Raw genomic sequence first — 24,609 nt, 5'->3', positions numbered from 1 at the left:
AGTCATCAAATTTTTCAAGAATCGGATTGAGTAGGATTAACTTACGTTATTCGTTGAACTATAATAAATATAAAAAATAAAATACAGTGGTGGGGGTAGTACCAGCGAAGCTGACACCACCCCAGTTAGGAATCAGGGATGAAAGAAATGACAGTGTTCATTAATATGTTAAATACGATATTATTAATGGATAAAGTGTAAGCGAATTCGACAATTCTGGGGGTCTTGAAGTAATGGAAACAAAGTTATTAGAAGAAATCCATAAGGTACTTATGATTAAACCCGAATACTGGGAAGAAAAAGTTTTACTAAAGACAAAAGTGATTGCTGATTTACGTGAATACAAGAAAGAACTGATCGAGAGTCTGCTTTCTAACAATGTTATTAAGGAAGCATATTCTTTAAATATTGCTAATGGTGTCATATTCAAAATAGATGAGTTTATTAGCATGTTGCGTTATAAGACCTACTGGGATAATAGTTACACAAAGTTTAGTAATGAGATTGGTTTGACAAGTAATAATAAATATCTAAGATACAATACGGATGTAGTACTTGATTTCCCACATAAAGATTGTGTTCTCGAAGGTGGTATGAGCAAAGAAGAATTTATAAAAAAAGAGGTTTATTATCACAAGGTGTTGGCAAAAGAGGAAATTGATATTCTGTTGTCACCTAAAGTGCTCTCAAATATAAAAAAATATGAACGAAATCTTGAAAGTGATATCACAGAAATAACAGAGAAAGATAATTTAGTTCTTAAAGGAAACAATTTAATTGCGTTACACTCACTAAGAAACCGTTTTGCAGGGAAAGTAAAATTGATTTATATAGACCCACCATATAACACTGGTGAGGATAGTTTTAAATATAATGATCGTTTTAATCGTTCCACTTGGTTGACATTCATGCGGAATCGTTTAGAAATTGCATACGAGTTGTTGAGTGATGATGGTTCTATCTGGGTGAATCTTGACGATAATGAAGTACATTATCTAAAGGTATTAATGGACAGCATTTTTCCAAGTGGTTTTGTTGCAAATGTTCTATGGCAAAAAAGAACTTCACCCGATTCACGAGCGACGTTGGGCGGTGCTCATGATCATATACTTGTCTATGCCAAGAATAAGGATAGATTCAAAAAGATAATAAACAAACTTCCTATATCTGGCGCAAGAGAAAAGGAGTATAAAAATCCAGACAATGATAAGGAACCATGGGCATCTGTTGACATGACAGGACAGATGGGACATGCGACAAGTAGTCAGTTCTACAGCATCACATTACCTTCGGGCGAAGTGATAACTCCCCCGGAGGGAAGATGTTGGGCAATTAGTGAGAGTAATTTTGAAAAATTAAGAAATGAAAATAAAATATGGTTTGGTGTAAAAGGAGACGCAAGACCAAGGTTGAAAAAATATCTTAGTGAATCAGAGGGATCAGCTGTTTGGACATGGTGGACTAATAAAGAAGTAGGTCATAATCAGGAAGCGAAAAAAGAATCGATAGCATTGTTTGGAGAGAACAATCCATTTTCGACACCTAAACCAGAGAGATTAATTCATAGAATCGTGACGTTATGTACTAATGAAAGTGATATAGTCTTAGACTTTTTTGCTGGTAGCGGTACTACAGCTGCAGTTTGCCATAAAATGAACAGGCAATATATTGCTATTGAACAAATAACGTATGGAGTAGATTACACACCAGAAAGACTAAAAAAGGTTGTAGACGGTGAGCAAGGAGGAATTACAAAGGAAGTTGGATGGACTGGTGGTGGCAGCTTTGTTTATGCTGAATTATTTGAACTGAATTACCAATACATTACGCAGATTCAGAGTGCCGAGACCAATAAAGAAATTGAAGAGCTTGTTGCAGAAATTCTGAAAGTAGCTTTCTTAGACTTTAGGATCAACATCAATCGATTAACTAACGAGGACAGTGAATTTGCAGCATTATCATTGGAAGAAAAAAAGAAATTGCTTATTGAAAGTCTTGATGCGAACCAGATGTATTTAAGTTACACGGAGATCGATGATGCGCAGTATAAGGTCTCAGATATGGCAAAGACGTTCAATAATTCGTTTTATCAAGTTAGCAAAGCGAAGGTGAGCGTTGATGAATAATGAGATTTTACATGCTCGGATTGAGAAACGGTTTAACGACATTTTTGAAACTCCACCTGAGATACCAAATTACTTGTATTCAAATTTAAGTCATAAATTACGTCGATACCAAATACTAGCGTTGCAACAGTTTATTTATACCCAAAGGTCGAATTCAGCGGATCTTGTATTTAATCATTTGCTTTTTCATATGGCAACTGGATCAGGGAAAACTCTAGTGCTAGCTGCGACCATTCTTTATTTGTTTAAAGAAAAGGGGCATCAAAACTTCATCTTCTTTGTTAACAGTGACGCAATTATAAAAAAAACCTTTGATAACCTAACTAATACGTCTTCACCAAAGTATCTATTTGATCCTAATGGAATCATAATTGACGGAAGCCCAGTAGCGATCCAAGTCGTAGATGTGTTTCCTGTTGTCCCTGCGGATAATACGATTTACTTGAAACTTACAACTATCCAGAAGCTTCATATGGACTTAAGTGACCCTAGGGAAAACGGTCTTACTTATGACTCGTTAAAAGAATTTGAACTTATATTACTTGCTGATGAAGCGCATCATATTAATGTATCTACTAGAAGCGATAAGAAAAAGCTCACCACAGAAGAAGCAGAGGAAAAAAACTGGGAGAATACTGTTAGTAAAATACTGAAGTTGAATCACTCTAATCGGCTAATAGAATACACTGCAACTATTGATTTAACAACAGACGTTCTCTTCAAGAAATATCAAGATAAAATTGTTTATCAATATGATTTAAAGAGATTTATGGAAGATGGGTATTCAAAAAACGTTGTGCTACTGCGGGCTAATGAAAATGATGAACAAAAGATGATTCATGCAATGTTGCTTAGCCAGTATAGAAAGTATGTTGCCAGAGAACATGATATATTTTTGAAGCCAATCATTCTTTTCAAGTCAAATAAGATTGCTACTTCATTAGGAGCTAACAATACTTTTCTTAACCTAGTAGAAGGACTATCGATAGATCAGTTACAAAACATCATTGAAAAAGGACTTATCCTTTATCAAAATGAGCAAAGTATCTGGCGAAAGATGTTTTCTTATTATCATGAAAAAGACATTGCTCAAGTCGTTCGTGATCTAAAATGGGATTTTACTAGTGAAACAATTCTTAATGCTAATGAGTCATCTTTTTTATCAGAGAGTAATGCACTTTTAATGAATACGTTAGAAGATACAAACAACCCAATTCGTGCGATATTTGCTGTCGCAAAGTTGAATGAAGGATGGGATGTTTTAAATCTCTTTGACATTGTTAGGATAAGTGAGGAGTCAGTAAGTACCAAGAAATCGACGGATAGTGAGGCACAATTGATCGGTCGGGGCGCTCGATATTACCCGTTTGTCAAAGATAATAAAAAATCATATGTTCGACGTTTTGATGCTACGAATAATGTTTTGAAGGTGATAGAGACACTGCATTATCATACGATAAATGACAATGCTTACATCAAAAATCTTGAAGAATCCCTTGCAGCAGCTAATATTCAGGTGAAAGAAGATAAATTTGACCGATTAGAAGCAAAAGTGAAGCCGAAGATTCGAAAACTTGAATTTTTTAAAAATGGAAAAATCTACATTAATAAACTTGTTCCGACGTCGTCCAATGATTATCAATCTTTTCGAGACTACAATGTCTCTCCGAATTATGATATTCAATTTGAAACTTCTATTGAGCAGCGTTATGGTTCTCAGCATTCGACTGCATCAGGAACTAAACAACACGAAGAACAATTAAGTTTTCAAAAGAGTTTGTTGCAAAAAGCAATTCAACGCAACAAGTTTTATCGATTTAACAACTTGAGAGAATATATGCCGAGTATCTCGAGTATTCAAGAGTTTATTGAAAGTGAAAAATTCTTAGGTAATCTTAAAATCAATATCTCTTTACCTCAAGGTATTTCAAGTAAGGATCTTTCATCGAAAGAAATATTATTAGTCATTGAAAAATTTTTAGCCTACGCTGAAAAAAACATTAGAGCAAATTATATGAAGGAGAGGGGGACGCCGGTATTCGAAGGGTTTGCCTTATCTGAATTGATTAATGATTATGTAATCGAAATGAATCATGTAAATCAGCGGATAACGAATGTTACGCAAGTGGTAAGAACACGGAATATGAGGGATCATGACTGGTATATTTACGATCAAGCGATTGTAAATGGATTGGAAAGCGACATGATCGATTTTATTAATGATTATATGGAGCGGCTTCGATCGAAATATCAGGAAGTCTATCTCATTCGGAATGAACGTAAGATCAAAATTGTCGAGATTAATGGCGTTAGAGGATTTATGCCGGATTTCTTGTTGTATCTGAAAGATGCTGATTTCACATACCAGGTATTCTTGGAACCTAAAGGAGAAAACTTGCGTGAACAAGATCAATGGAAAGAGGATTTTTTACTGTCTTTGTCTACTCGTTCAGATATTGAAGTATTGAATGAGAATGACAAAGTTCGATTAATTGGTATCAAATTCTACTCCAATGATCGGGATTTCAAACAAGCATTCCGTGAAGATTTCAAAGGCAAACTCTTCAATGAAGAGGAAATAAAGCAGATGAAACTACCCTTATCTGGTCAAGGTGAGTGATTAGGGACTTAATAAACTCGACATAGAGGTGAAAAAAAGCCTGCGAGGCTTTTACGATACTCACAAGAGACTCAGTCTCCACCGGTATCTTCTTTATGGATTGGAGATTCGTGGGATGGTAATAAGCAAACAGTAAACATTAATAAATCCATCAAAAAAACTATCTCCTCATCAACGTCAGACCCAGTAGAAATAACAAACAATATTTAAAAATTGGCGGAGTGGCCTTACTTTTATCGATTGAAACAACAGCTTAATGTCTGTTGTATATTTTCAAAAATCATCGATCGATCCTATAGTTTAACTAGCCGCCTATAAGGGCGGCTTTTCATCGTAGAAGGAACTCACGGCCTAAGAGGCTCTGGGAAGCAGTATCAAAAGTACACACGATTATAAGCTCTTTTATTGGTAATTTGACCACCCGCTAAGGGTAACAAAAGGGTAACGCAAGCCAGTGGAAAACGGTTCTCTTTCGTTAAGGGTGTTACAACGACAATTCACAAAAACCTTGGTTTTACGCGCTCTCGTGAATTGCCGGTTACAATGTTACAGCCACTAACCTTATGGCGGCATGATGTAAATGAGCAGTTACTAAGAGCTTTCACTTCTGGATAGATTGCAACCAAACAGAACTATATTAGGTATTATAGGAAACTGTGTCATAAGCTAGTGCCATAATCATAATTAATTATGTCATTCTGAACCTTTATGAAAAACTCAACATCAAATCAACATAATGATGGTTTTTTTCGTATTCTGTAATTATGTGCACTTCGCCGACTGTCTAATAAACGATCGTTTTTTAGACTTTATGAAAATCAGCATAAAACACCAAAAATAGATCATTGTTACAGTCTATTTACTCGTCTAAAATTCAAAGTATATTAATTAAAGCGATCGATGGTTAAATAGACAATAGGAGAGTAATAAAACAACTAAAATTGGGAATGCGCGTGTTTCGACTTTCGATCAATCCAAGGATTTACAAATCGATTCTTTGAATGCATCTGATGCACGCTCAGTCTTTATATCGTGTGCAAAGTAATGACAAAGGACATTAAGAGGGCTAAATGGAGAATAAGGTTAAGACGTATGCTAGATTACAGCATTGTCTTTTTTTTCAAGCTTTACTATTGAGTATTGAGATTCAAGAGTCCACAAAGAAGGACTATTGTACTATTTTGTCGAAATCTACCAAAGGTAATGATTTCCGATTAGTGGTAACACATGACACTTAAGAAATTTCAACAATTTACTCTAGTTAGTTATAAGGAGTCCTAACAGAAAGTAATGAAATTAGACTATAAGCAGTAAACATAACCACAACATATAATTTGATTTGGAAGAGTCAATCAACTAGGAGGATCAGATGAGCGAGAAACAAATATCAACGACAGCATTAGCAAAAGAATTGGGGTTACAAGCAAAGCATCTGTTTCAATCTTTAACGGATGCAGGATGCATTCTAAGAGAAAATGACGCTTGGGTATTAACCAATAAAGGTGTCGAGATGGGGGGAACAATGAAGAGCCATCCACAGCATGGTACCTATATAGCGTGGGATGGAAGGATAAAAGAATATCTTTCAGAAATTGGTGGCTCTGATAAATTATTGAGCGCAATTACACTGAGTAAGCATTTTAATATATCAAAATTTAGAATTAACCCAATTTTATCAGAGCTTGGAATGCTTCAAAAAAATGTAAAGGGTTGGACCGTAACAAAGCTTGGAGAAAGCTTAGGTGGAAAACAATTTGAATATGAGCAAACGGGAGTCCCTTATGTTTGTTGGGATTCAAGTATACTGACAAACAAAAGGCTTATCGAAACCTTCCAGTCCGTTCAAGGAACACCGGCGGAAGATATTAAAGAAGATAAGCTACCTTCTAGTTCTAATTTTCGTGATAAGTTTGAGGCAAAGCATCGTGCAGCCGATGGACACTATGTTCGTTCTAGAGCAGAAATGTTAATTGATAATTGGCTGTATATGTCGGAAATCGTCCATGCCTATGAACGGAGATTACCAGTGGAAGAAGAGGTTTATTGTGATTTCTATCTTCCTGTTGGAAAAGTATATATTGAGTTTTGGGGTCTAGAAAACGATGAAAGATATGTAGAACGAAAAAAAGAAAAGATAAAGATCTATTCAAAATATGGATTTAATTTAATAGAACTTGTTGATAGCGATATCCAAAACCTTGATGATCTATTACCTAAGAAGCTTTTGAAGTTTGGGATTCAAGCGTACTAAGAATAAAATATTGAATGTTTATTGATCTTATATAACTTTACTTAAGAAGGGGTATTCTGGTTGAATAATGAACTCGCTCAATTAATGAATCAAAGTTTATTAGCTCCATTAATCTTTATATTCATGTGCATCCTCTTCTTCTTATTTTTAGGGGCAGTGTTGTATTACCGATTTCTCAGCCCTTGGATACCAGAAAAGCTTGCGAGCTTAGTTGGGTTTGCTGGATCTGCTTATATTTTAATGACCTGTGTAAATCAATATGAAAAAGTAAAAAGCTTAGTTGCTTCTTGGAATGTGACAGCTATGATTATAGTCATGTTTTTCTTGATAGTCACAATTGGCGTTGTTATACGTCTAATTCCAAGTAAAAAGAAAAAGAGAGATAGGAAAACAAATCGGAAATCAAATAATAGCAATAAATCTCAAAGACTGCATTCAAAGCAAAGTAGACCGGACCAAGAGATTTTAAGCAGTTCATTAGAAAGTATGTCTGGTGCTGAATTTGAACGATTACTTGCCCTTTATTTCAGCGATCAAGGATTTACGGTTCGTGAAGTCGGTATCGGAGGGAAGGACGGTGGTGTAGATCTAGTCATCATCGATCAGAGAGGTGAGAAAACAGCTGTACAGGCAAAATGTTATGCAAGTCACAATCTAATTGGCGTACAGGTTGTTCGTGAATTGGTCGGAGCTAAGCGAAATCATGATTGTATTCTTAGCCTTCTTATCACAACATCAGATCTAACAGGCCCAGCTAGAACAGAGGCGGAGAAGTTTAAAGTTGATTATTGGCACGGAGGAATAATTGAACAAAAATTAAAAACATGGGGCAAATGGAAACCGGGGAATAAGGAGTCTAAGAAAATACCTAAAACCTTGAAATCCACAATTTCTGAATTACAGACAACTCAAAACCAACTAACTGTGTCATCAGAATCTAACTGCACGTGTGGAGCTCCAATGATAAAAAGAAAGAGCAGAGAAGGTAGGGAATTCTGGGGTTGTACTTCATTTCCTAAATGTAGGCATACAAGATCAATATAGATTGATTCTATTTTTTACCGGAGATACACTTAAAGTCAGGAAAAGACGCCATATCTTGATTAAAGCCCAACACAAAAAAACCAAAAAGTCTAACTGATAGTTTGGAGCGAAATCATATGACATTGCCACAAGAGCTTGCTTCGATATTTCGGAGCCGACAAAAATCTTACAAAATGGTCTTAATTCTATCTATTCTTGATGAATATAAACAGTCTTTCAATCGAAGGGTACCGCTCAACCAAGTGGCTGAGCGGTTTTTATCGTATTACAGGGATCGCAGTATGAATGGAGCACAAGTAGATTATCCGCCTCAGGGATCAGCGTTTAAATGGAGTGACTTTACACTGGGCCAAACCAAGTCGTTACTTAAAACACCTATTGATGCTTTATCCTCCATTCTGGAAGCAACATCCGAGACCATTACCTTCAAACCGGATATATGGGATAAATTGAATGACGATGTTTTAGCCGAATTAAGAGATTATGCTCGCATTGAATTGTCGAACTACAACAACCAATTGAGCTCGGCTCCGACAATATCATTACAGGAGTCTCTTTCGCAGATTTTAAATACATACATTGAAGCTAAAACTCAACAGTTTGCTAATCATCAGCTAGGCAAGCTCTTTAGGCAATCGTTACCTGAGTATCTGAGAGCATTACCTTTTATGAATGGAGACTATAAGGTACAAGGCTCGATAGGCCAAGGCAATTGGGCCAACATCCCTTGGCTGGCTATTCTTGATAAGCGTCTAACGACAACTACTCAGCAAGGGGAGTATGTCGTTTATTTGTTCGCAGAGGATATGAGTGCTGTCTATTTGACCCTTGCTCAAGGAGTAACAGTACCTCTAAAAGAACATGGAAAAAGAGATGGCTATCAATATTTAGAGCAAAAGGTGCAGGAAATGAGAGAGCTCTTGCCGCTTCAAAACTTACACAAGGACGCTGATATTCATCTAACTGCTAGTGGATTGGGAAGAGATTATCAAGTATCGACCGTTGCATATGCTCGCTATGATCGAGATAACATCCCCGAAGATGACATTCTTATTGCTGATCTAGAAAACGTGATGAATAATTATAAGCTTTACGCTGATCAAGTAACCGAACAACAACAACCAGCAGCTCCTCCAACTTTTAAATACACAATGGCACATCTCTATTTGGGTCAAGGAATTATCTCTTACTTAGGTAACAACAATTATACTCCTATAAACATCGATGAACTGGTTTCCAATCAAGCAACCGTTCTTATTTCAGGGGACGATGTTAAGAACCCCAAAGAACGGATTCAACATGTGGGGAGAGCCTTACAGGAGCTTGGTCAAATTTCAGTAGAAAATGGGTACTATTCTTTAACTCCTCAAGGGACAAAGTATTATTTGGTTTTTGATGAAAATAAATGGAGATTGAGCCCAGAGCAGGTTCAAATAATAAGACGCTATCTGGGAGAATCAAATGGAGAACATGCTACTAATCTCGCAAAAGTAATGAATCTAGCTATTTCATTAGTGGAGGAGCTTGGTAGATTTTCGCTGGACGAATTCAATACCGCTTTTATTTCGGCAATGGGGCTTGAAGAAGAATGGGGAACGGTTACGCAAGAGAACAGGTCTCGCTTTATGTTGAATTGGCTAGAGGAGCTTCAATTTGTAAAGAAAACAGGAGACCAATATATGTTCCGAGTAGATGAGGAGGTCGAGCCTTTGGATACAATGACGGTTTCGGAACGGCTTAGTTACATCAAATCCTTCATCCGTAACAAAGGCTTTCAGTTTCCGAATGAATTAATAGAGAATCTATACCTCTCTCTCAAAACAAAACCATTTGTCATTCTAGCGGGCGTATCCGGAACGGGAAAGACAAAACTAGTGAAATTATTCGCAGAAGCGCTTGGCGCGCTTAGCCATAACCAGCAATTTACTCTTATTCCTGTGCGTCCAGACTGGAGTGATCCGTCGGACCTAATAGGATATATGGATTTATCGGGTGCGTTTCGTCCGGGACGGTTGGCGGAGGTACTTGTGGAGGCTTCGAAACCAAGCAATCGACACAAGCCGTATTTCATTTGTTTAGATGAGATGAACCTAGCTAGAGTAGAGCACTATTTTAGCGATCTACTTAGTATTATTGAAACGCAGGAGTGGCAGGGTGAGGCAATCGTGACGATGCCACTTATTAATAAGGACACTCTTACAACAGTAGATCAACCGATTTATGGAAACCTATCGCTCCCGGATAATGTTTATTTAATCGGGACTGTCAATATGGATGAGACGACGCATCCTTTTAGCAAAAAGGTACTGGACCGCGCCAACACGATTGAATTTAACTATATTAATCTTGAGCAATTTCCAGATCAAGCTGTTCAATCGAATGAGGCAACAACTGTTAAGGCCTCGAATGCTTTTCTACGTAGTGAGTATTTACAGCTCATTGATGCTTATGGGGATTATCAAGAGCAGGTTAAGCAAGTCACAGCGAAGCTGGTCAAAGTGAATAACATATTGGAGCAAGTCCATTCGCATGTTGGATTCCGTATACGAGATGCTGTTTGCTTCTATATGATCTATAACGACCGGTTCAGTCTTATGAGTGAGGATGAAGCGTTCGATTTACAGTTATTGCAGAAAATATTGCCACGCGTTCAAGGCAGTAGCTCATCGGTCAAGCGCGTACTTCTTCTACTAATGCAGGAAGCACTAGGCAAAGCGTTGCCTGTGAATAGCTTGATGGATGACGCCTCCGATCTTTATGAGAAGTGGAGTGCGCATGAACCGGAAGAGAGAGCTAAATACCCGATGAGTACTCGGAAAATAGCCTTTATGTTGCGGAGGTTAGAGGAAGATGGATTCACCTCCTATTGGCTCTCTTAATCAGAGTGTTGAGCTGCTCCGGATTGAAACGAGCCTGTTTAATTTGTACATACAGGGTAAGCCGTTCCATCCAACGGTAGATACGCTGCAATTGCATAGAAATGATGATAATCAGCTCATTGAAGCACAACTGCAAATTTCTGCGCCCTCGACTGCACTTTTAATAGAAAAAGTTTCAATGTTTCATCCTGAGACAAAGGAACTATCGGATTGGAAGACGGGCATACCGAGCTATCCGCTCTTTTATGAAACGCAGGCTTACGAGATCGTCATCGAAAAAAAGCAAGACATTCCGCTTACCTTTTTCCATGAAAATGTTTATTTGAGGCAAGTGGTTAAGCCGCTGGGCAATATGATCTTATCTGGCGTTTTAAACTTTCAGAATGAGGTTGGTCTGACTGATCTGGAGCTGCGTTTGAATGGACAGGCTATTTTAAAGGTTCAGCTTGAAGTTTTTCCAGTCAAAATGGATTATAAAAATGATTATCAAATGATTTTAAATGACGTCAATCAACAGATCTATAACTTATCATTTGATTTTTTGCGTAAAACGTATAATCTAACGGGTCTCAAGGAAACACGTCATCAAAGCTTAACCGAGTTCTTCACGATCCTACAGCATGTATTCGCTCAGCTTGTGCAGGCGGTGGAACGGATTAATAGCTCGCCTCACTCCAAGCATCAAGTGGAGAACCGAGTAGTAGAAGCAGGACGTTTGAAGAAGACGGGGAAGGAAAGCATTTCCTATCTGACCAGGCGTCCGCAGCTACTCGTACAGGACGATAAGCTTGGTTTTATTCCAATGAATGGACAACGCTATTACCCAAGCCATGCGATTGAGACGAAGCGGCATGTGGATTATGATACAAACGAGAATCGTTTTATTCGTTGGGTTCTGCTCCGTATTGCGAGTAAGCTTAAAGATCTGAAGACTCGCCTAACTGAGAAGGGACGCCTTAAGGATCCGATGTTGTCGCGGAAGCTGAATGATATGCAATCGCAGCTACAAAGGCTGCTCAAGCTAGATTTTTTGAACGTGAAGGAGATGAGGCAGCTCTCCGTATCGCTTGTGCTTCAGATGGCGCCGGGATACCGCGAGGTGTATCGTAACTATTTGATGTTGATGAAGGGACTCTCTATCCAGAGTGATCTGTTCCGATTATCGATGAAGGATCTGGCGCAGCTATATGAATACTGGTGTTTTCTCAAGATTCATGACTTGCTGAGTCGTAAGTATGAGCTGTTGAAGCAAGATATTATTAAGGTGAACCGGACAGGCGTGTTTGTTACTCTAGACAAATCGCAAAAGGCAAAGATGGTTTACCGTAATCCGAAGAATAGCGAGATTTTTACGCTGTACTACAACACTTTGCCGAGTGGTGAGCAAACGCCGACGATTTCTCAAAGGCCCGACAATGTGTTGACATTGAAGAAGAACGATTCCGATGCGGAATATAAGTATATTTTTGATGCGAAGTATCGGCTCAATCCAGCGTATGAGGGGACTCCCTACCGAAGGGATTACAAGCTTCCGGGACCGGAGGAGTCCGATATTAATACGATGCATCGATACCGTGACGCTATTGTGTACGCAGAGGGAGGCGGGAAAGAATTGGAACGCAGCATGTTCGGGGCTTATGTACTATTTCCCTATCACAATGAGGAGCAGTATGAAGAGCATAAATTTTATAAAAGCATTGAGCTGATCAATGTTGGAGCTCTACCGTTCTTGCCGGGATCCACCAAGCTGATGGAAGCCTTCCTGGATGAAATCATTATGGATAGTCCAGAGAAGGCATACGAACGCTCCGCAAGGCCGCGTGGAACGAAAAATTATTACGAGAACAAGCTTATCGGCAAAAATGTACTGGTAGGATCACTCCGGGAGGTACAGCAGCTCGATGATGCGTTACAACTTAAGTTTTATCATGTACCGCTTGAGAATATCTCCGATCACAAGCTGCTTACTCAGCTAGAATACGTGGCACTCTATCAGTCGATAAAGAAGTTTGAGCCACGCGGGGAAACGGGTATTCACTGGTACGGTAAAATCTCGGACTGGAAGGTCGTGCGGCGCAAGGAGATTACCGAGCGACCAGCAAGATCGGGCACGGAAGAAAAACTGTATGTGAAGTTTACGGTAGGAGAGTGGGTAAAGCGGGATAAGCCGATCATTCCGGGGGGACGAGGGATCTATACGCTCTTGTTCACTTCAAAGTATGTGTTCGACCGAGCTTTAGAGATTGCAGAGCTGAAGCTGGAGACCGAAGAAGATCTACGAGTGTGGCGTGAGCAACGGCGTATAGGACCTGTCACAGTCGAGTTGGATCACGAGCAAGTAGATTTGGCTAGTAGGGTGCTAGGGGTTGGGAATTTATCTTCAACGTAATATATGAATGAAGCACCCTCCTGGACGAGCTCCAGCAGCAGCGGAAGCAGAAAAAAACCTCCGTAAAAGCACATGGTCTAAACGAAACGAGCTTGATAAGAGAAAGACCGTCAAGGATGCAATCTATTCACGATAATCGGTTTTTTAGCATTTATGACATGTGACGTTATGTGGAAATTATGTCATCACAGTCAACTTCTGCAGAAGGTATCGAAATAAGGAGTGTTTGCCTAGGACCCAACGGAAGTTCGGGGATGCCAATATACATGATTCCGATTCGCAATCTTTTCTTTTCCGCTCCAAGCAAGGGGGTTGCGCGACTTTATGAAGCTGCATTCGGAGTGAATAGGGGGAAAACGGGTGTCTTCATCAACAAGGGAAAAATTAAGCTTGTAAAATTCATGCAGGAAAGTCTAAATGTACTGGAAAAAGTAGATTCAATATACAAGCTGGAGTTTTTCAAAAAATTATGAAACTTCCAACAATCTGCGCCCAAAACAATTTGAGTTCCAGTGGTCTTTATTTCTAGAGGTAGAGTATCGGAAATTGGTTTAGTTTTATAAAAAATCAAGGAATATACTGGTGTCAGCTCGAATGAATATCACAATAAAGCTAAAAATACTCCATTAATGAAGAAGAGGTGCTTAAAATGACAGCTAATTTTAATATTAAGCCAAGCCCGAAACAACTCGAGTACCAATCCTGGGAGTTCGGATTATTTGTGCATTTTGGTCTCAGAACGTTTTATGAAGGGTACGTAGATTTTGATCCAAGAGGCATGTCCCCCGAGTTGTTTAACCCGGAGCAATTGGATTGTGAGCAATGGATCCGTACGGCAAAGGAAGCCGGAATGAATTATGCTGTACTTACGGCTAAGCATCATGATGGGTTTTCTAATTGGCCGTCGAAGTATAGCTCGTTCTCTACGAAACAATCGCCATGGAAGGATGGTCAGGGTGATGTTGTTCGGGAGTTTATAGAGGCTTGTCGAAAATATGATGTAAAGCCTGGTTTATATTATTCTCCTTTTGACGGATCTGCGGATTTCTATAACCAGGATGCAAGCGCTTACGATGATTATTTTGTAAATCAAATTACAGAGCTGCTAGGTCAATATGGAGAGATTGATATTTTGTGGTTTGACGGTTGTGGCTCGGAGGATCATGAATATGATTGGAAACGGATCATCGGAGAAATTCGCCGACTTCAACCGAATATTTTAATTTTTAATATGGGAGATCCTGATTTCCGGTGGGTCGGGAACGAGGATGGCATTGCGCCGATTCCATGCTGGAATGTCGTGGATTCGCTTGAGTTTTCGATCATGACCGAGGAAAAGGAAGCTTTGACGGATAAGCTATGGCTGCCTGCGGAATGTGATGTGCAGATGAGAGCGAATTGGTTTTATAGCGATAGCGACGAGCATACGATCAAAAGTCTGGATCAGCTCTTGGGCTTATACTATTATTCGGTAGGGCGCGGTGCGAATCTGCTGCTGAATATCGGCCCGGATAGACAAGGCTTGCTGCCTTCGAAAGACACAAGCCGACTGGCTGCAATGGGTGCAGAAATACGAAGAAGATTTGACAGCCCCATCGCGACCTTGGAGCAATGTACTCACAACCAGAATGAATGGATTTATGAGCCTGCTCATCCACATCTGATTGATCATATTGTTATTCAAGAGGATTTATCTTCTGGGGAGCATATTCTCAATTTTCAAATCAATATTATGACAGAAAAATCGCATCGAACCATAACGGTATATGAGGGACAAAACATTGGTCATAAGGCTATTGTACGAATTCCGCCAGTTAAAGTTCGAGGCGTCTCTCTAACCGTTACAAAGTCGCAAGGCGAGCCTACTATTAAGGAGCTATCATTTTATTATGTTGGGGAGATCGGGAATGGATAAAGCATTAAAGTTTCGTACAGACGGTACATTCAAAATAGTCCAGTTTTCTGATACCGAGTATATGGATGATGCCGCTGACCTAAATGAGCGAACCGCTGACATGATGCGAACCGTCATGGAGACGGAGCAGCCTGATCTTGTTGTATTTGCAGGTGATGTCATAGGCAGTTTGCGCTGCAGCAATCCAGAGCAGTCATTCCGAGATGTAGTATCAACTATAGAAGCGATGAAAGTCCCGTGGGTTGCTATTTTTGGCAATCACGACTCGGAAGCAGGAATTACAAGGGAACAGCTAATGGATATTCAACTGAGCTATAGCTATTGCGCCGCTGAGCGGACGGCTGAGCATATCAGCGGTGTAGGCAATTATGTGTTGAGCATACAGGGTAGTGATGAACGTTTCGCGGCAGCTTTATATTTTTTGGATAGCGGGAGTTATTCTGCCTTGCCTCACATTCATGGATACGATTGGATTCGCAGAGATCAAATTGACTGGTATGCGGCACAATCGCAGGCATTCACGGATCAGAACGGAGGCCAACCTATCCCTTCACTGGCATTCTTCCATATTCCACTGCCGGAGTATCAAGAGGTATGGGATAAGTCCGAGTGCCATGGCGAAAAGAGAGAAGAGGTTTCTTGCCCTCGTATCAACAGCGGTTTATTTTCCGCAATGGTAGAGATGGGCGATGTGATGGGAACCTTTGCAGGGCATGATCACGGAAATGATTATTCGGGCGAGCATCATGGCATTCGCCTTTGTTATGGACGCTCTTCAAGCTATATTATATGGGATACGGATATTCCAATTGGTGCAAGAGTGATTGAATTGCAACAGGGATCCAGAACGTTTGATACTTGGCTGAGATTAAGTGATGGATCGGCTCAGCAGCGCTCGATAGGGTAATATTTAGAAAACGTCAATAAACGTTAGAATTTGTTATAATGGATAGCAAGCGTTATGTTGGCCTCCACTCACAGCGGTGGAGGTTTTTTCATGCTAAGAATCCCTCAATAGGTATCTATAATATAGAACATAGAAATTAGGAGGAAATATGTCCTGGAGCAAATTGAAGCAACAACTAGAGAGTTTTCTATCTCCTGCTTTACATGGCAGGTTCGAATATCGTGCAACCAGCTATCGTTATTTACCTGACAAAGCAGGTCAATGTTATATCGCGGTAGATAAAAAGAACGTACTCAGTATGAGTGATAGCACTACCTTAATCAAATGGTATCAGACGGAGCTGGAAATTAAGAATGATTCAGCTATCGAAATTCCTATCAACCATGAAGAAATTGAAACGGTGAGAAAAGATACCAATGGGAAAGTTCCAGAGGATCGTCTAAAAGTAATGGCAAAAAGCAGAAAACTATCCGAATATGCTAAGGAAATTTTTTCAGCACAATCATCATTAAGTAAATCAAATTTTGTCGTTGTCGCTAATAAGTTTTTATCCACTTCTATAGAGGAAAGCCTAGAGAGCAATGATATTTTATTGAATATTCTAGCTTTGGTGGACAGACGAGTTGGAAAAAAGCGGCTTTTAAACATGGCCGAGAAGATGAAGCTAAAGCATCCCATTGTGCAGTATTTTTATGAACTACGGCTTAATACATTATGAAAATAAGTAACTCATTCACCTCTAATCACCGGCGAGCTCTCTATACTGCTTCGGGGTAATCTCCGTTTCCCGCTTAAACAGACTGCAAAACTGCGCATCTGTCGAGAAGCCGCATTCCATCGCGATAACCGATATTTGCAATGGGGTATGCCTAAGCATTGTTTTGGCATGCTCGATCCTACGCTGCAAAATATATTGGCTGGGAGATAACTTGATCTTCTCTTTGAACAAATGACGAAACCGATCATAGCTATAACCAGATTGGTCGGCAAGAGCTTGGAAGTCAATTTTCTGCGTATAGTACTCATCGATGAAAGCCTGGGCGAATCGGATAATGTCATGGCGGCTATCTGGTTCTTGGGAAGGATGAGCCCGCAGTACTTCCAAATATAAGCGCGAAATCAAATTATCGAGCAATTGCTTATAGAAGGGGGGCTTATCACGAAGCTCCTTTGCCATCATTTGCATGAGGCCAAGAATAGGCCTTGACGGGGAATCCTGGTAGATTCCTTCTTTCAAGGGAGGATAGATGGTGCTCGTGAATCCCGTAAACATAACCTTCGACGGTTTGCCATGCCGTTCATCGTGAGGCGTGCAGGGTGCTATTATCGCATAATCACCTGCCTTGAAAACATGTTCGGCATCCCCGATTCGAGTTGTCCCCTGACCGCAGTCGTAATAAACCAGCTCATAACACTGATGGTGATGCATTACAATATGCTCATGCTTCGCTCTCGTTTCTTGATAAAAGAAATCCAATGAGGCTGCCAATCATAGCTCTCCTGTCAACGTAGCCAATTCGTGATATAGAACGACCGTATGATGCTACTACATTATTTAAATTATTTATAAAATGAATTCATTATAGCATGGCTGAAAAGCCAATTCATTATATAAATGGAGGTAGATGATATGGGTCTAGATTTCGGGGCATTGCCCGTAGATGAGTTGGTTCGCAAGTTGGAGGCTCCGGGTAGTAGAGTTAAAATGGTGCTCGATACGGATACTTTTAACGAGATCGACGACCAATTTGCGGTTATTTATGCGCTGTTGTCACCAGAAAAAATAGAGCTTCAGGCTCTATATGCAGCACCGTTCCATAATGAGCTCTCTACGGGGCCCGATGACGGGATGGAAAAAAGCTATAAGGAAATCATTCGCATTCTTAAGCTAATGAATCGAGAGGATGTCCCAGTCTATCGCGGCTCCGAAGCTTATTTGCCTGCTGTTAGCTCCCCGATTCGCAGCGAGGCAGCGCTGAATTTGGTAGAACGTGCAATGGCAAGCGATAAAAATGATCCATTATATGTAGTCGGTATCGGTGCCATTACGAATATTGCGAGTGCCATTCTAATAGAGCCGCGAATCATTGAGCGCATCGTTGTAGTCTGGCTGGGAGGCCATGCACTGGATTGGCCTGACACTCGTGAGTTTAATCTCGAACAGGATCTCCATGCATCGAGAACCGTAATGAACTGTGGAGTGCCTTTGGTTCTTATCCCATGCATGGGAGTCGCTTCAAACCTTCGTACGACACTATCGGAGGTTAGAGATTATGTGAAGCCTTCCGGCGCAATTGGAGAGTACCTCTATGAGACGTACAAAAACTGCAAGGATGATCATTTCGCCTATTCCAGAGTGATATGGGATATCTCGGTTATCGCGTGGCTGAATCAGCCCAAGTGGGTTCCTTCGCGGCTTGTTCCAAGCCCAATCATTTCCGAGGACTTCCGCTGGAGCACGGACAGCACAAGACATTTGATACGCTGTGCAAGCTATATTGACCGTGATGCGGTATTTCAAGATCTGTTTTCCAAGCTTGCTCTAAGCAAAGTGGAGTAACAAGATGACCAAGCCGAGAATAACCGTCGAAGGCTAGCTCAATATGGGTCTTGTAGTGTCCGTATCTCACATTTGCTTACTAGGTTATAGCGAAGGGCCCCTGTTATTCCGAGCGGAATGATAGGGGCTCTTTTGATAGATCTTACTTTAAAAAGGGAATGTCGACGATATTTGAGGGTCGGGTGCAGACCTTGGCTCCTTGAGCGTTTTGAAATATTAGTTAATATGTGGGGGCAAATCTATAATTTGTTAAGTTGTAATGTATGCGCTTACTTTCTATAATTTAGTTATTCAAGACATGAATTGTCTTGTGTTGAAAGAAAAATTCCTTTAGATAGGAGGGACAGATTTCACGTTATTTGAAACAGGACAAGTTACGCACTGTACTGCAAGGAAAAACAACCGACAAACAATGAAAGGAGAGAGATTTATAAAAGGTAATATTCAAGTAGTGTGTAGGCAAGCAGTGACAAACACTAAATTTTAGGAGGTAATAATATATGTTTAAGTTTAAAAAGAAAGTGTTTACGCTAGTTATTGCAGCTTCAATGAGTATTTCCAGCTTATTTGCAGTATCCGCAAGTGCAGCGACAGACTACTGGCAAAATTGGACCGATGGTGGCGGAACAGTAAATGCTACTAATGGATCTGGTGGGAATTACAGTGTCAGCTGGTCAAACACCGGAAATTTTGTGGTTGGTAAAGGCTGGAATACTGGATCGCCATCTAGAACAATAAACTATAATGCAGGCGTCTGGGCGCCATCCGGCAATGGGTATTTGACTCTTTATGGATGGACAAGAAACTCACTCATTGAATATTACGTCGTTGATAGCTGGGGCACTTATAGACCTACAGGAACATTTAAAGGAACAGTGTCCAGTGATGGAGGAACATACGATATTTATACGACGCAACGAGTCAATGCACCTTCCATTGACGGCACAAAAACGTTCACCCAGTTCTGGAGTGTCCGCCAGTCTAAGAGAGCGACAGGCAGCAACGTCGCTATCACTTTTGGCAACCACGTAAGTGCATGGCAGAGTAAAGGAATGAACCTCGGAAGCAGCTGGTCCTACCAGGTGTTAGCGACAGAAGGATATCAAAGCAGTGGCAGCTCTAACGTAACCGTTTGGTAACAGGTCATCTTCAAGTAGGGCAACGGATTGGCGCCCGATGAATCTAGTGTGTTGAGAATGTGTTTAATCTTTTGATAATGTTAAGGTCGTCCGGTCTCACAGCCTGCGGCCTTATCTATTTCAAAAAATGATAGAACCTACATGCTACTTGACTATTATCTTTTAGAATCCATCCAGTTGGATCCTTCAGTTTGGACGCATTGAGGACCGTTTCCCGAAAGATGAACGGTCCTCGATGCTGCCAGAGGAGAATTGTAGTCTGTCACGGACTATAATTTTTCCTGAACGTTTAAAGGAGATATAACAATGAGAAAACTAATCGTTTTTCTTATCATAGCAATAATGGTTATTGTCAGCGCTTGTTCGCAAGAAAAGCCTGATAAAACTTCGAATAAAATACCTGATGACTTTGTCCTAGTCAAGGGCGGACCGTTTATGAACAAGAAGTCCAACTACTATGGTGAAAAAGTAGCATTATCGAATTTTTATATCGGCAAATATGAGGTAACTCAAAAAGAATGGATTGAGATTATGGGGAGTAATCCCTCGGAATTCAAAGGCGACAATTTGCCGGTAGAAATGGTGAGTTGGTATGACGTTGTGGAGTATTGTAATAAGAGGAGTATCAAAGAGGGATTAACACCGTATTACTCAATAGACAAGAATAAAAAAGATCCGAAAAATACAAGTGAAAACGATAATCTAAAATGGACAGTAACGATCAATGCAGGAGCGAATGGTTACCGATTGCCGACAGAAGCAGAGTGGCAATATGCTGCAGGTGGTGGTCAGAAGAGCAAAAGTTACACATACAGCGGAAGCAATAATGCAGATGAAGTAGCATGGTATTGGAAAAACGCTGGAGATAAGATTTTATCAGGAGAATGGAACTGGCCTATAGTAGAGAGCAACCATAACAAAACAAAATCCATCGGTGTCAAGAAACCCAATGAGTTAGGGCTTTACGACATGTCAGGTAATGTAAGGGAATGGTGCTGGAATGGGTTTGGAGACTCGGAAAGCAATAGTAACTCTACCCGAGTTGTGAAGGGCGGGGGCTGGCTTGGTGATGTTGGCGAGTTATCTTATCTGAGCAATTTTGAGGCAAATGGCATGGGTCCTGATCAAGGTTTTCGTGTGAGCCGCGACGAATAAAGGATAAAACCCCAAGAAGAAGGGTCAAAAAGCGTTGATTGACAATGTTGTGCAACGATGATAACTTGAAAAATATAAAACTTATTAAACTCATCGGAATTATAAACTGGCTGGACAACCGGAAGCATGGATTATTAAATCCATGCTTTTTTTTATGTTCACAAAGGGTAGGTTTGAAATGAACCTATTAGCGATTGAGTCTGGCTTAGAGAGGAGAGTGCAAATCTTGAAATTTGCTTTGTTTAGCCTAATGATGAACATACCGAATGCTGTAAGCGGGGAAACATTGATCACCCATCAGAAATTTGAGAACGTACTTAAACAGGCTGTCCTTGCTGAAGAACTCGGCTTTGATGCTTATGGAATTGGAGAGCGGCATGGAGCACCGTTTATCTCATCTTCGCCACCAGTCGTTCTGACCGCGATTGCTGCCAGAACCGTAAAGATTCGTTTGCTAACAACGGTTACCGTTCTAAGCGTTCTCGACCCAGTGCGTGTTGCAGAGGACTATGCCACACTTGACCATCTCTCGGGAGGTCGACTCGAGATGATTATTGGCAAAGGAAACGACCCTCGCCACTATCCGCTTTTTGGAATTACCGAAGACGAACAATGGGAATCCCTTGCAGAGCGGTATGCACTCCTGAAGCGCTTGTGGAATGAAGAGAACGTAACCTGGCAGGGGCGCTACCGTTCACCGCTTGATAATGTGACTACACAACCAAGACCCTTTCAACATTCAATTCCGGTCTGGCATGGAAGCGCATCTAGCACGCTGTCGACCGAATTGGCTGCGAAATATGGTGAACCGATTTTTTCCTCCAATACGTTTCACCCACAGGCTAAATATAAAGCATTAATCGATCATTATCGCGAGAGATTGGCTTATTACGGCCATGATCCTCAAAAAGCAATGGTTGGCTCGGGATTTGGAAGCTTATATCTGGCGAACACCACAGAGGAAGCCGTCAAACGATATAGGCCCTATTACGATGCTTTCCATGCAACGGCTGCATCGCAGCACAACAACTCGCCTTTCAAAGACCTCGAGGACAATGTACAAAATGGGCCTGCCTTGATCGGCAGCGCTGATAAAGTGATCGAGAAGATTTTAAACTATCATGAAGCTTACGGGCACCAAGTGATCAGCATCAGTGTAGATGGCTTGTCAGAAATGGAGCAACGTGAGCAAATTGAACGATTTGCTACCGAGGTTGTACCTGTGCTGCGTCGAGAGGTACCTAGTACAGTATGGAATAGTCCGCAATCATAGAAATCGTGTTTGATGGTGATGAACCAATCGTTGTGATGTCACAATGCTTGGTTCATTTTTTTACCAGAAAAATGAGTTTTAAAGCTCCAGACAATCTGAAAATGTTATACTCTTAAAGCAGCCGTATTGTTTTCGTTTTGGCTGCTTTTTATATTGTGCTTCTGATGTTGTACGAATGTGACCGCGTGGTCTGTCCAGTAAATATAAGTTGGGGATTGCAGCGTTCAACATTCAAACGTAAGGCTATCGTTTTCCAAGTGGAGGATTGTTTATATGGTCAATATTCTTATCGTGGACGATGATCCTAACATTCGCGCCTTGATGCGCCTTTATTTAAAGAATGAAGGATTCTATCTGACAGAGGCGGACAACGGCATCGATGCGCATGCTATCGTCAAAGGTTCGGGAATCGATCTGGTCATCCTCGACATTATGATGCCGCATATGGACGGATGGGATTTGTGCAGAGAAATTCGGAAAAGCGATCCCGACATTCCTCTTCTGATGGTAACGGCCAAGGGCGAATCGGGGCAAAAGATAAAAGGCTTCCAGCTCGGGACCGACGATTATATGACGAAGCCGTTTGATCCGGTTGAGCTTGTGATGCGGGTTAAAGCGTTACTGAAGCGATCCCGTATTGCCTCGTCCCAGGTCATACCGTTGGGCGAAATCGTGCTGAATCGGAAAACGTATAAGGTCATGCGGGGAGAAGAGGAATTAGCGTTGCCGCTAAAAGAATTCGAGCTGCTGTTCATGCTTGCCGGCCACCCGGGGCAGATTTTCACGAGAGAGCAGCTGATTACCCAGATTTGGGGCATGGATTACGAAGGCGACGACCGAACCGTTGATGTACATATCAAGCGGCTTCGGGAACGCTTTGCCGGGGACGTCCGCCATTTTCGCATTGAAACGGCATGCAGCGTCGGCTATCGTCTGGCGGTGAATCCGGGATGAAATCGTTATACGTTCGCGTTGTGCTGACTTTTCTGGCCGCCATTGTCATCAGCTTGGTCTCATCCCTTCTTCTCGCCCTTGCTCTATTCCAGAATGATCTGAACGCTACGGGTAAAAACGATATGATCGCGGCTGGCGATCGTATTATACGCGTGTACGAGCAAACGAATCCTCCGGATTTGGATGTGTTCATGAATGATATGGCTGAATTGGTTTCCTATACCTTGCAGCTTTACGACGGCAATGGCGGGATGAACTCCTATGTGCCGAACAAGGGCAAGAAGGTCGAAGCGATTAACTCTGAATCGGTTCGCATGGTACTGCGCGGAGAACCGTACCGTTCGCATGGAAAAGATAACGGTACGTTCGTCGGCCTTCCGTTTTCTTCCGAAGGAAAACATTATGCTTTAATTTTGCAGAGCTCTTCCAAGAACGAAATTACGATCTTCCGATTATTATTCACTATTCTGTTCCTCATGCTTGCGATCGGAAGCTTGTGCATTCTCATTGCTGGCAGATACCTGGTGAAGCCTCTTCAAGCGATGACGGATGCGACTAAGCGGTTGGCCAAAGGGGACTTTGAGGTTGAGTTGAAAATCAATCGCGGAGACGAGCTCGGAACTCTCTCTCGGAGCATTAACGACATGGCTCGGGAAATCAAGCAATTGGAGCGGATGCGACAGGATTTCGTATCAAACGTGTCCCATGAAATCCAATCTCCGTTAACTTCCATTTCCGGATTCGCAAAGGCGCTGAAAGATGGCAATCTGGTTATTGCAGAGGACGATCGTGTCCAATACTTGGATATAATCGTTACCGAGAGCGACAGATTATCCAGACTCAGCGATAATTTGCTGAAGCTCGCTTCCCTTGAATCGGATCATCATCCGTTCGAGATGGAATCGTATAAACTAGATGAGCAAATTCGACGAGTAATCGTTGCGTGCGAGCCCCAGTGGTCGGCCAAAAGCATTCGCGTCGTCATAGAGTCCCCTTCGGGAGCTGGCGTAGAAATAACGGCCGACCGGGATCAACTCAATCAAGTTTGGATGAATTTGCTCGGGAATGCCATCAAGTTCACGCCCCGCGCCGGTCAAGTTCTCATCGCGATCAGCCGGCCTCATCCTCATGAGATTGCCGTTGCGATAAGCGATTCCGGGATAGGCATTGCACCGGACGATTTAAGCTATATTTTCGAGCGCTTCTACAAAGCGGACAAGTCGCGGGCCCAAGACCGAAGCGGGAATGGTCTCGGTCTTGCCATCTCCCACAAAATCGTTGCTCTCCATCGCGGAAGCATAGAGGTGAAGAGCACCGTCGGACTGGGTACGACGTTTACCGTGACGCTTCCCGCTGCCTTGCATAACGATTCCGCCATTTGCAAATAAGTTCACGCT

General features: G+C 41.3%; 17 protein-coding genes. 16 read left to right on the top strand and 1 reads right to left on the bottom strand.

The annotated features are described in order from the left end of the window. Positions 1-233 precede the first annotated feature (233 nt). The 10 genes from AB4Z50_RS13780 to AB4Z50_RS13735 all read left to right on the top strand — a co-directional run bounded on the left by AB4Z50_RS13780 (position 234) and on the right by AB4Z50_RS13735 (position 16,849). A complete protein-coding gene (locus AB4Z50_RS13780; protein ID WP_441879647.1) occupies positions 234-2,126 on the top strand; it encodes a DNA methyltransferase in 1,893 nt (630 codons plus the stop codon). After that, positions 2,119-4,746 carry a DEAD/DEAH box helicase family protein gene (locus AB4Z50_RS13775; RefSeq protein ID WP_441879645.1) on the top strand — a complete coding sequence of 876 codons (2,628 nt, stop codon included), beginning with the start codon at positions 2,119-2,121 and terminating at the stop codon, positions 4,744-4,746. Before AB4Z50_RS13780 ends, AB4Z50_RS13775 begins: the two co-directional genes overlap by 8 nt. A gap of 1,369 nt (positions 4,747-6,115) precedes the next feature. Further along, complete coding sequence (locus tag AB4Z50_RS13770; RefSeq protein WP_441879643.1) at positions 6,116-6,997, top strand: glycerol kinase; 882 nt, start codon at positions 6,116-6,118, stop codon at positions 6,995-6,997. Between the two features lie 60 nt (positions 6,998-7,057). Next, on the top strand, positions 7,058-8,041 hold the full coding sequence (locus AB4Z50_RS13765; RefSeq protein ID WP_441879641.1) for a restriction endonuclease: 984 nt from the start codon (positions 7,058-7,060) through the stop codon (positions 8,039-8,041). Positions 8,042-8,157: 116 nt separating this feature from the next. Next, positions 8,158-10,920: an MrcB family domain-containing protein gene (locus tag AB4Z50_RS13760; RefSeq protein ID WP_441879639.1), complete on the top strand. Its 2,763-nt coding sequence runs from the start codon at positions 8,158-8,160 to the stop codon at positions 10,918-10,920. After that, a complete protein-coding gene (locus AB4Z50_RS13755; RefSeq protein WP_441879637.1) occupies positions 10,892-13,309 on the top strand; it encodes a DUF2357 domain-containing protein in 2,418 nt (805 codons plus the stop codon). Before AB4Z50_RS13760 ends, AB4Z50_RS13755 begins: the two co-directional genes overlap by 29 nt. 254 nt (positions 13,310-13,563) lie before the next feature. After that, positions 13,564-13,782: a hypothetical protein gene (locus tag AB4Z50_RS13750; RefSeq protein ID WP_441879635.1), complete on the top strand. Its 219-nt coding sequence runs from the start codon at positions 13,564-13,566 to the stop codon at positions 13,780-13,782. A 176-nt stretch (positions 13,783-13,958) separates the two neighbouring features. Next, complete coding sequence (locus tag AB4Z50_RS13745) at positions 13,959-15,224, top strand: alpha-L-fucosidase (RefSeq protein ID WP_441879633.1); 1,266 nt, start codon at positions 13,959-13,961, stop codon at positions 15,222-15,224. After that, positions 15,217-16,131, top strand: coding sequence for a metallophosphoesterase family protein (locus AB4Z50_RS13740; RefSeq protein WP_441879631.1), 915 nt, complete (start codon positions 15,217-15,219; stop codon positions 16,129-16,131). Before AB4Z50_RS13745 ends, AB4Z50_RS13740 begins: the two co-directional genes overlap by 8 nt. Positions 16,132-16,279: 148 nt before the next feature. Next, positions 16,280-16,849: an SF0329 family protein gene (locus AB4Z50_RS13735; protein ID WP_441879629.1), complete on the top strand. Its 570-nt coding sequence runs from the start codon at positions 16,280-16,282 to the stop codon at positions 16,847-16,849. Positions 16,850-16,870: 21 nt separating this feature from the next. On the opposite strand, the gene AB4Z50_RS13730 is transcribed toward AB4Z50_RS13735, so the two are convergent. Beyond that, a complete protein-coding gene (locus tag AB4Z50_RS13730; RefSeq protein WP_441879627.1) occupies positions 16,871-17,620 on the bottom strand; it encodes an AraC family transcriptional regulator in 750 nt (249 codons plus the stop codon). A 141-nt stretch (positions 17,621-17,761) separates the two neighbouring features. On the opposite strand from AB4Z50_RS13730, the gene AB4Z50_RS13725 reads away from it, so the two are divergent. The 6 genes from AB4Z50_RS13725 to AB4Z50_RS13700 all read left to right on the top strand — a co-directional run bounded on the left by AB4Z50_RS13725 (position 17,762) and on the right by AB4Z50_RS13700 (position 24,600). Continuing rightward, entirely contained in the window at positions 17,762-18,691 is a 930-nt protein-coding gene (locus tag AB4Z50_RS13725; RefSeq protein WP_441879625.1) for a nucleoside hydrolase, read from the top strand. Positions 18,692-19,191: 500 nt separating this feature from the next. After that, positions 19,192-19,830, top strand: coding sequence for a glycoside hydrolase family 11 protein (locus AB4Z50_RS13720; protein WP_076269489.1), 639 nt, complete (start codon positions 19,192-19,194; stop codon positions 19,828-19,830). Positions 19,831-20,136: 306 nt separating this feature from the next. Next, positions 20,137-20,985, top strand: coding sequence for a formylglycine-generating enzyme family protein (locus AB4Z50_RS13715; protein ID WP_441879623.1), 849 nt, complete (start codon positions 20,137-20,139; stop codon positions 20,983-20,985). A gap of 226 nt (positions 20,986-21,211) precedes the next feature. Beyond that, positions 21,212-22,258, top strand: a complete 1,047-nt coding sequence (locus tag AB4Z50_RS13710; protein ID WP_441879621.1) for an LLM class flavin-dependent oxidoreductase — start codon at positions 21,212-21,214, stop codon at positions 22,256-22,258. Positions 22,259-22,531: 273 nt separating this feature from the next. Continuing rightward, positions 22,532-23,212 (top strand): response regulator transcription factor, encoded by a 681-nt coding sequence (locus AB4Z50_RS13705; RefSeq protein ID WP_441879619.1) that lies wholly within the window; start codon positions 22,532-22,534, stop codon positions 23,210-23,212. After that, positions 23,173-24,600, top strand: a complete 1,428-nt coding sequence (locus AB4Z50_RS13700) for a sensor histidine kinase (protein ID WP_441879617.1) — start codon at positions 23,173-23,175, stop codon at positions 24,598-24,600. Before AB4Z50_RS13705 ends, AB4Z50_RS13700 begins: the two co-directional genes overlap by 40 nt. Positions 24,601-24,609: the final 9 nt, after the last annotated feature.

Source organism: Paenibacillus sp. 2TAB26, from assembly GCF_052115145.1.
GTDB lineage: Bacteria > Bacillota > Bacilli > Paenibacillales > Paenibacillaceae > Pristimantibacillus.
The sequence above is the reverse complement of the archived record's forward strand: the minus strand, read 5'-3'. Positions and strand labels throughout refer to the sequence as shown.

Bases quoted from the DNA above. Each gene is read 5' to 3' on its own strand.
- AB4Z50_RS13780 (WP_441879647.1), top strand. From the start codon at position 234: ATGGAAACAAAGTTATTAGAAGAAATCCATAAGGTACTTATGATTAAA.
- AB4Z50_RS13775 (WP_441879645.1), top strand. From the start codon at position 2,119: ATGAATAATGAGATTTTACATGCTCGGATTGAGAAACGGTTTAACGAC.
- AB4Z50_RS13770 (WP_441879643.1), top strand. From the start codon at position 6,116: ATGAGCGAGAAACAAATATCAACGACAGCATTAGCAAAAGAATTGGGG.
- AB4Z50_RS13760 (WP_441879639.1), top strand. From the start codon at position 8,158: ATGACATTGCCACAAGAGCTTGCTTCGATATTTCGGAGCCGACAAAAA.
- AB4Z50_RS13755 (WP_441879637.1), top strand. From the start codon at position 10,892: ATGGATTCACCTCCTATTGGCTCTCTTAATCAGAGTGTTGAGCTGCTC.
- AB4Z50_RS13750 (WP_441879635.1), top strand. From the start codon at position 13,564: ATGCCAATATACATGATTCCGATTCGCAATCTTTTCTTTTCCGCTCCA.
- AB4Z50_RS13745 (WP_441879633.1), top strand. From the start codon at position 13,959: ATGACAGCTAATTTTAATATTAAGCCAAGCCCGAAACAACTCGAGTAC.
- AB4Z50_RS13740 (WP_441879631.1), top strand. From the start codon at position 15,217: ATGGATAAAGCATTAAAGTTTCGTACAGACGGTACATTCAAAATAGTC.
- AB4Z50_RS13735 (WP_441879629.1), top strand. From the start codon at position 16,280: ATGTCCTGGAGCAAATTGAAGCAACAACTAGAGAGTTTTCTATCTCCT.
- AB4Z50_RS13725 (WP_441879625.1), top strand. From the start codon at position 17,762: ATGGGTCTAGATTTCGGGGCATTGCCCGTAGATGAGTTGGTTCGCAAG.
- AB4Z50_RS13720 (WP_076269489.1), top strand. From the start codon at position 19,192: ATGTTTAAGTTTAAAAAGAAAGTGTTTACGCTAGTTATTGCAGCTTCA.
- AB4Z50_RS13715 (WP_441879623.1), top strand. From the start codon at position 20,137: ATGAGAAAACTAATCGTTTTTCTTATCATAGCAATAATGGTTATTGTC.
- AB4Z50_RS13705 (WP_441879619.1), top strand. From the start codon at position 22,532: ATGGTCAATATTCTTATCGTGGACGATGATCCTAACATTCGCGCCTTG.
- AB4Z50_RS13700 (WP_441879617.1), top strand. From the start codon at position 23,173: ATGCAGCGTCGGCTATCGTCTGGCGGTGAATCCGGGATGAAATCGTTA.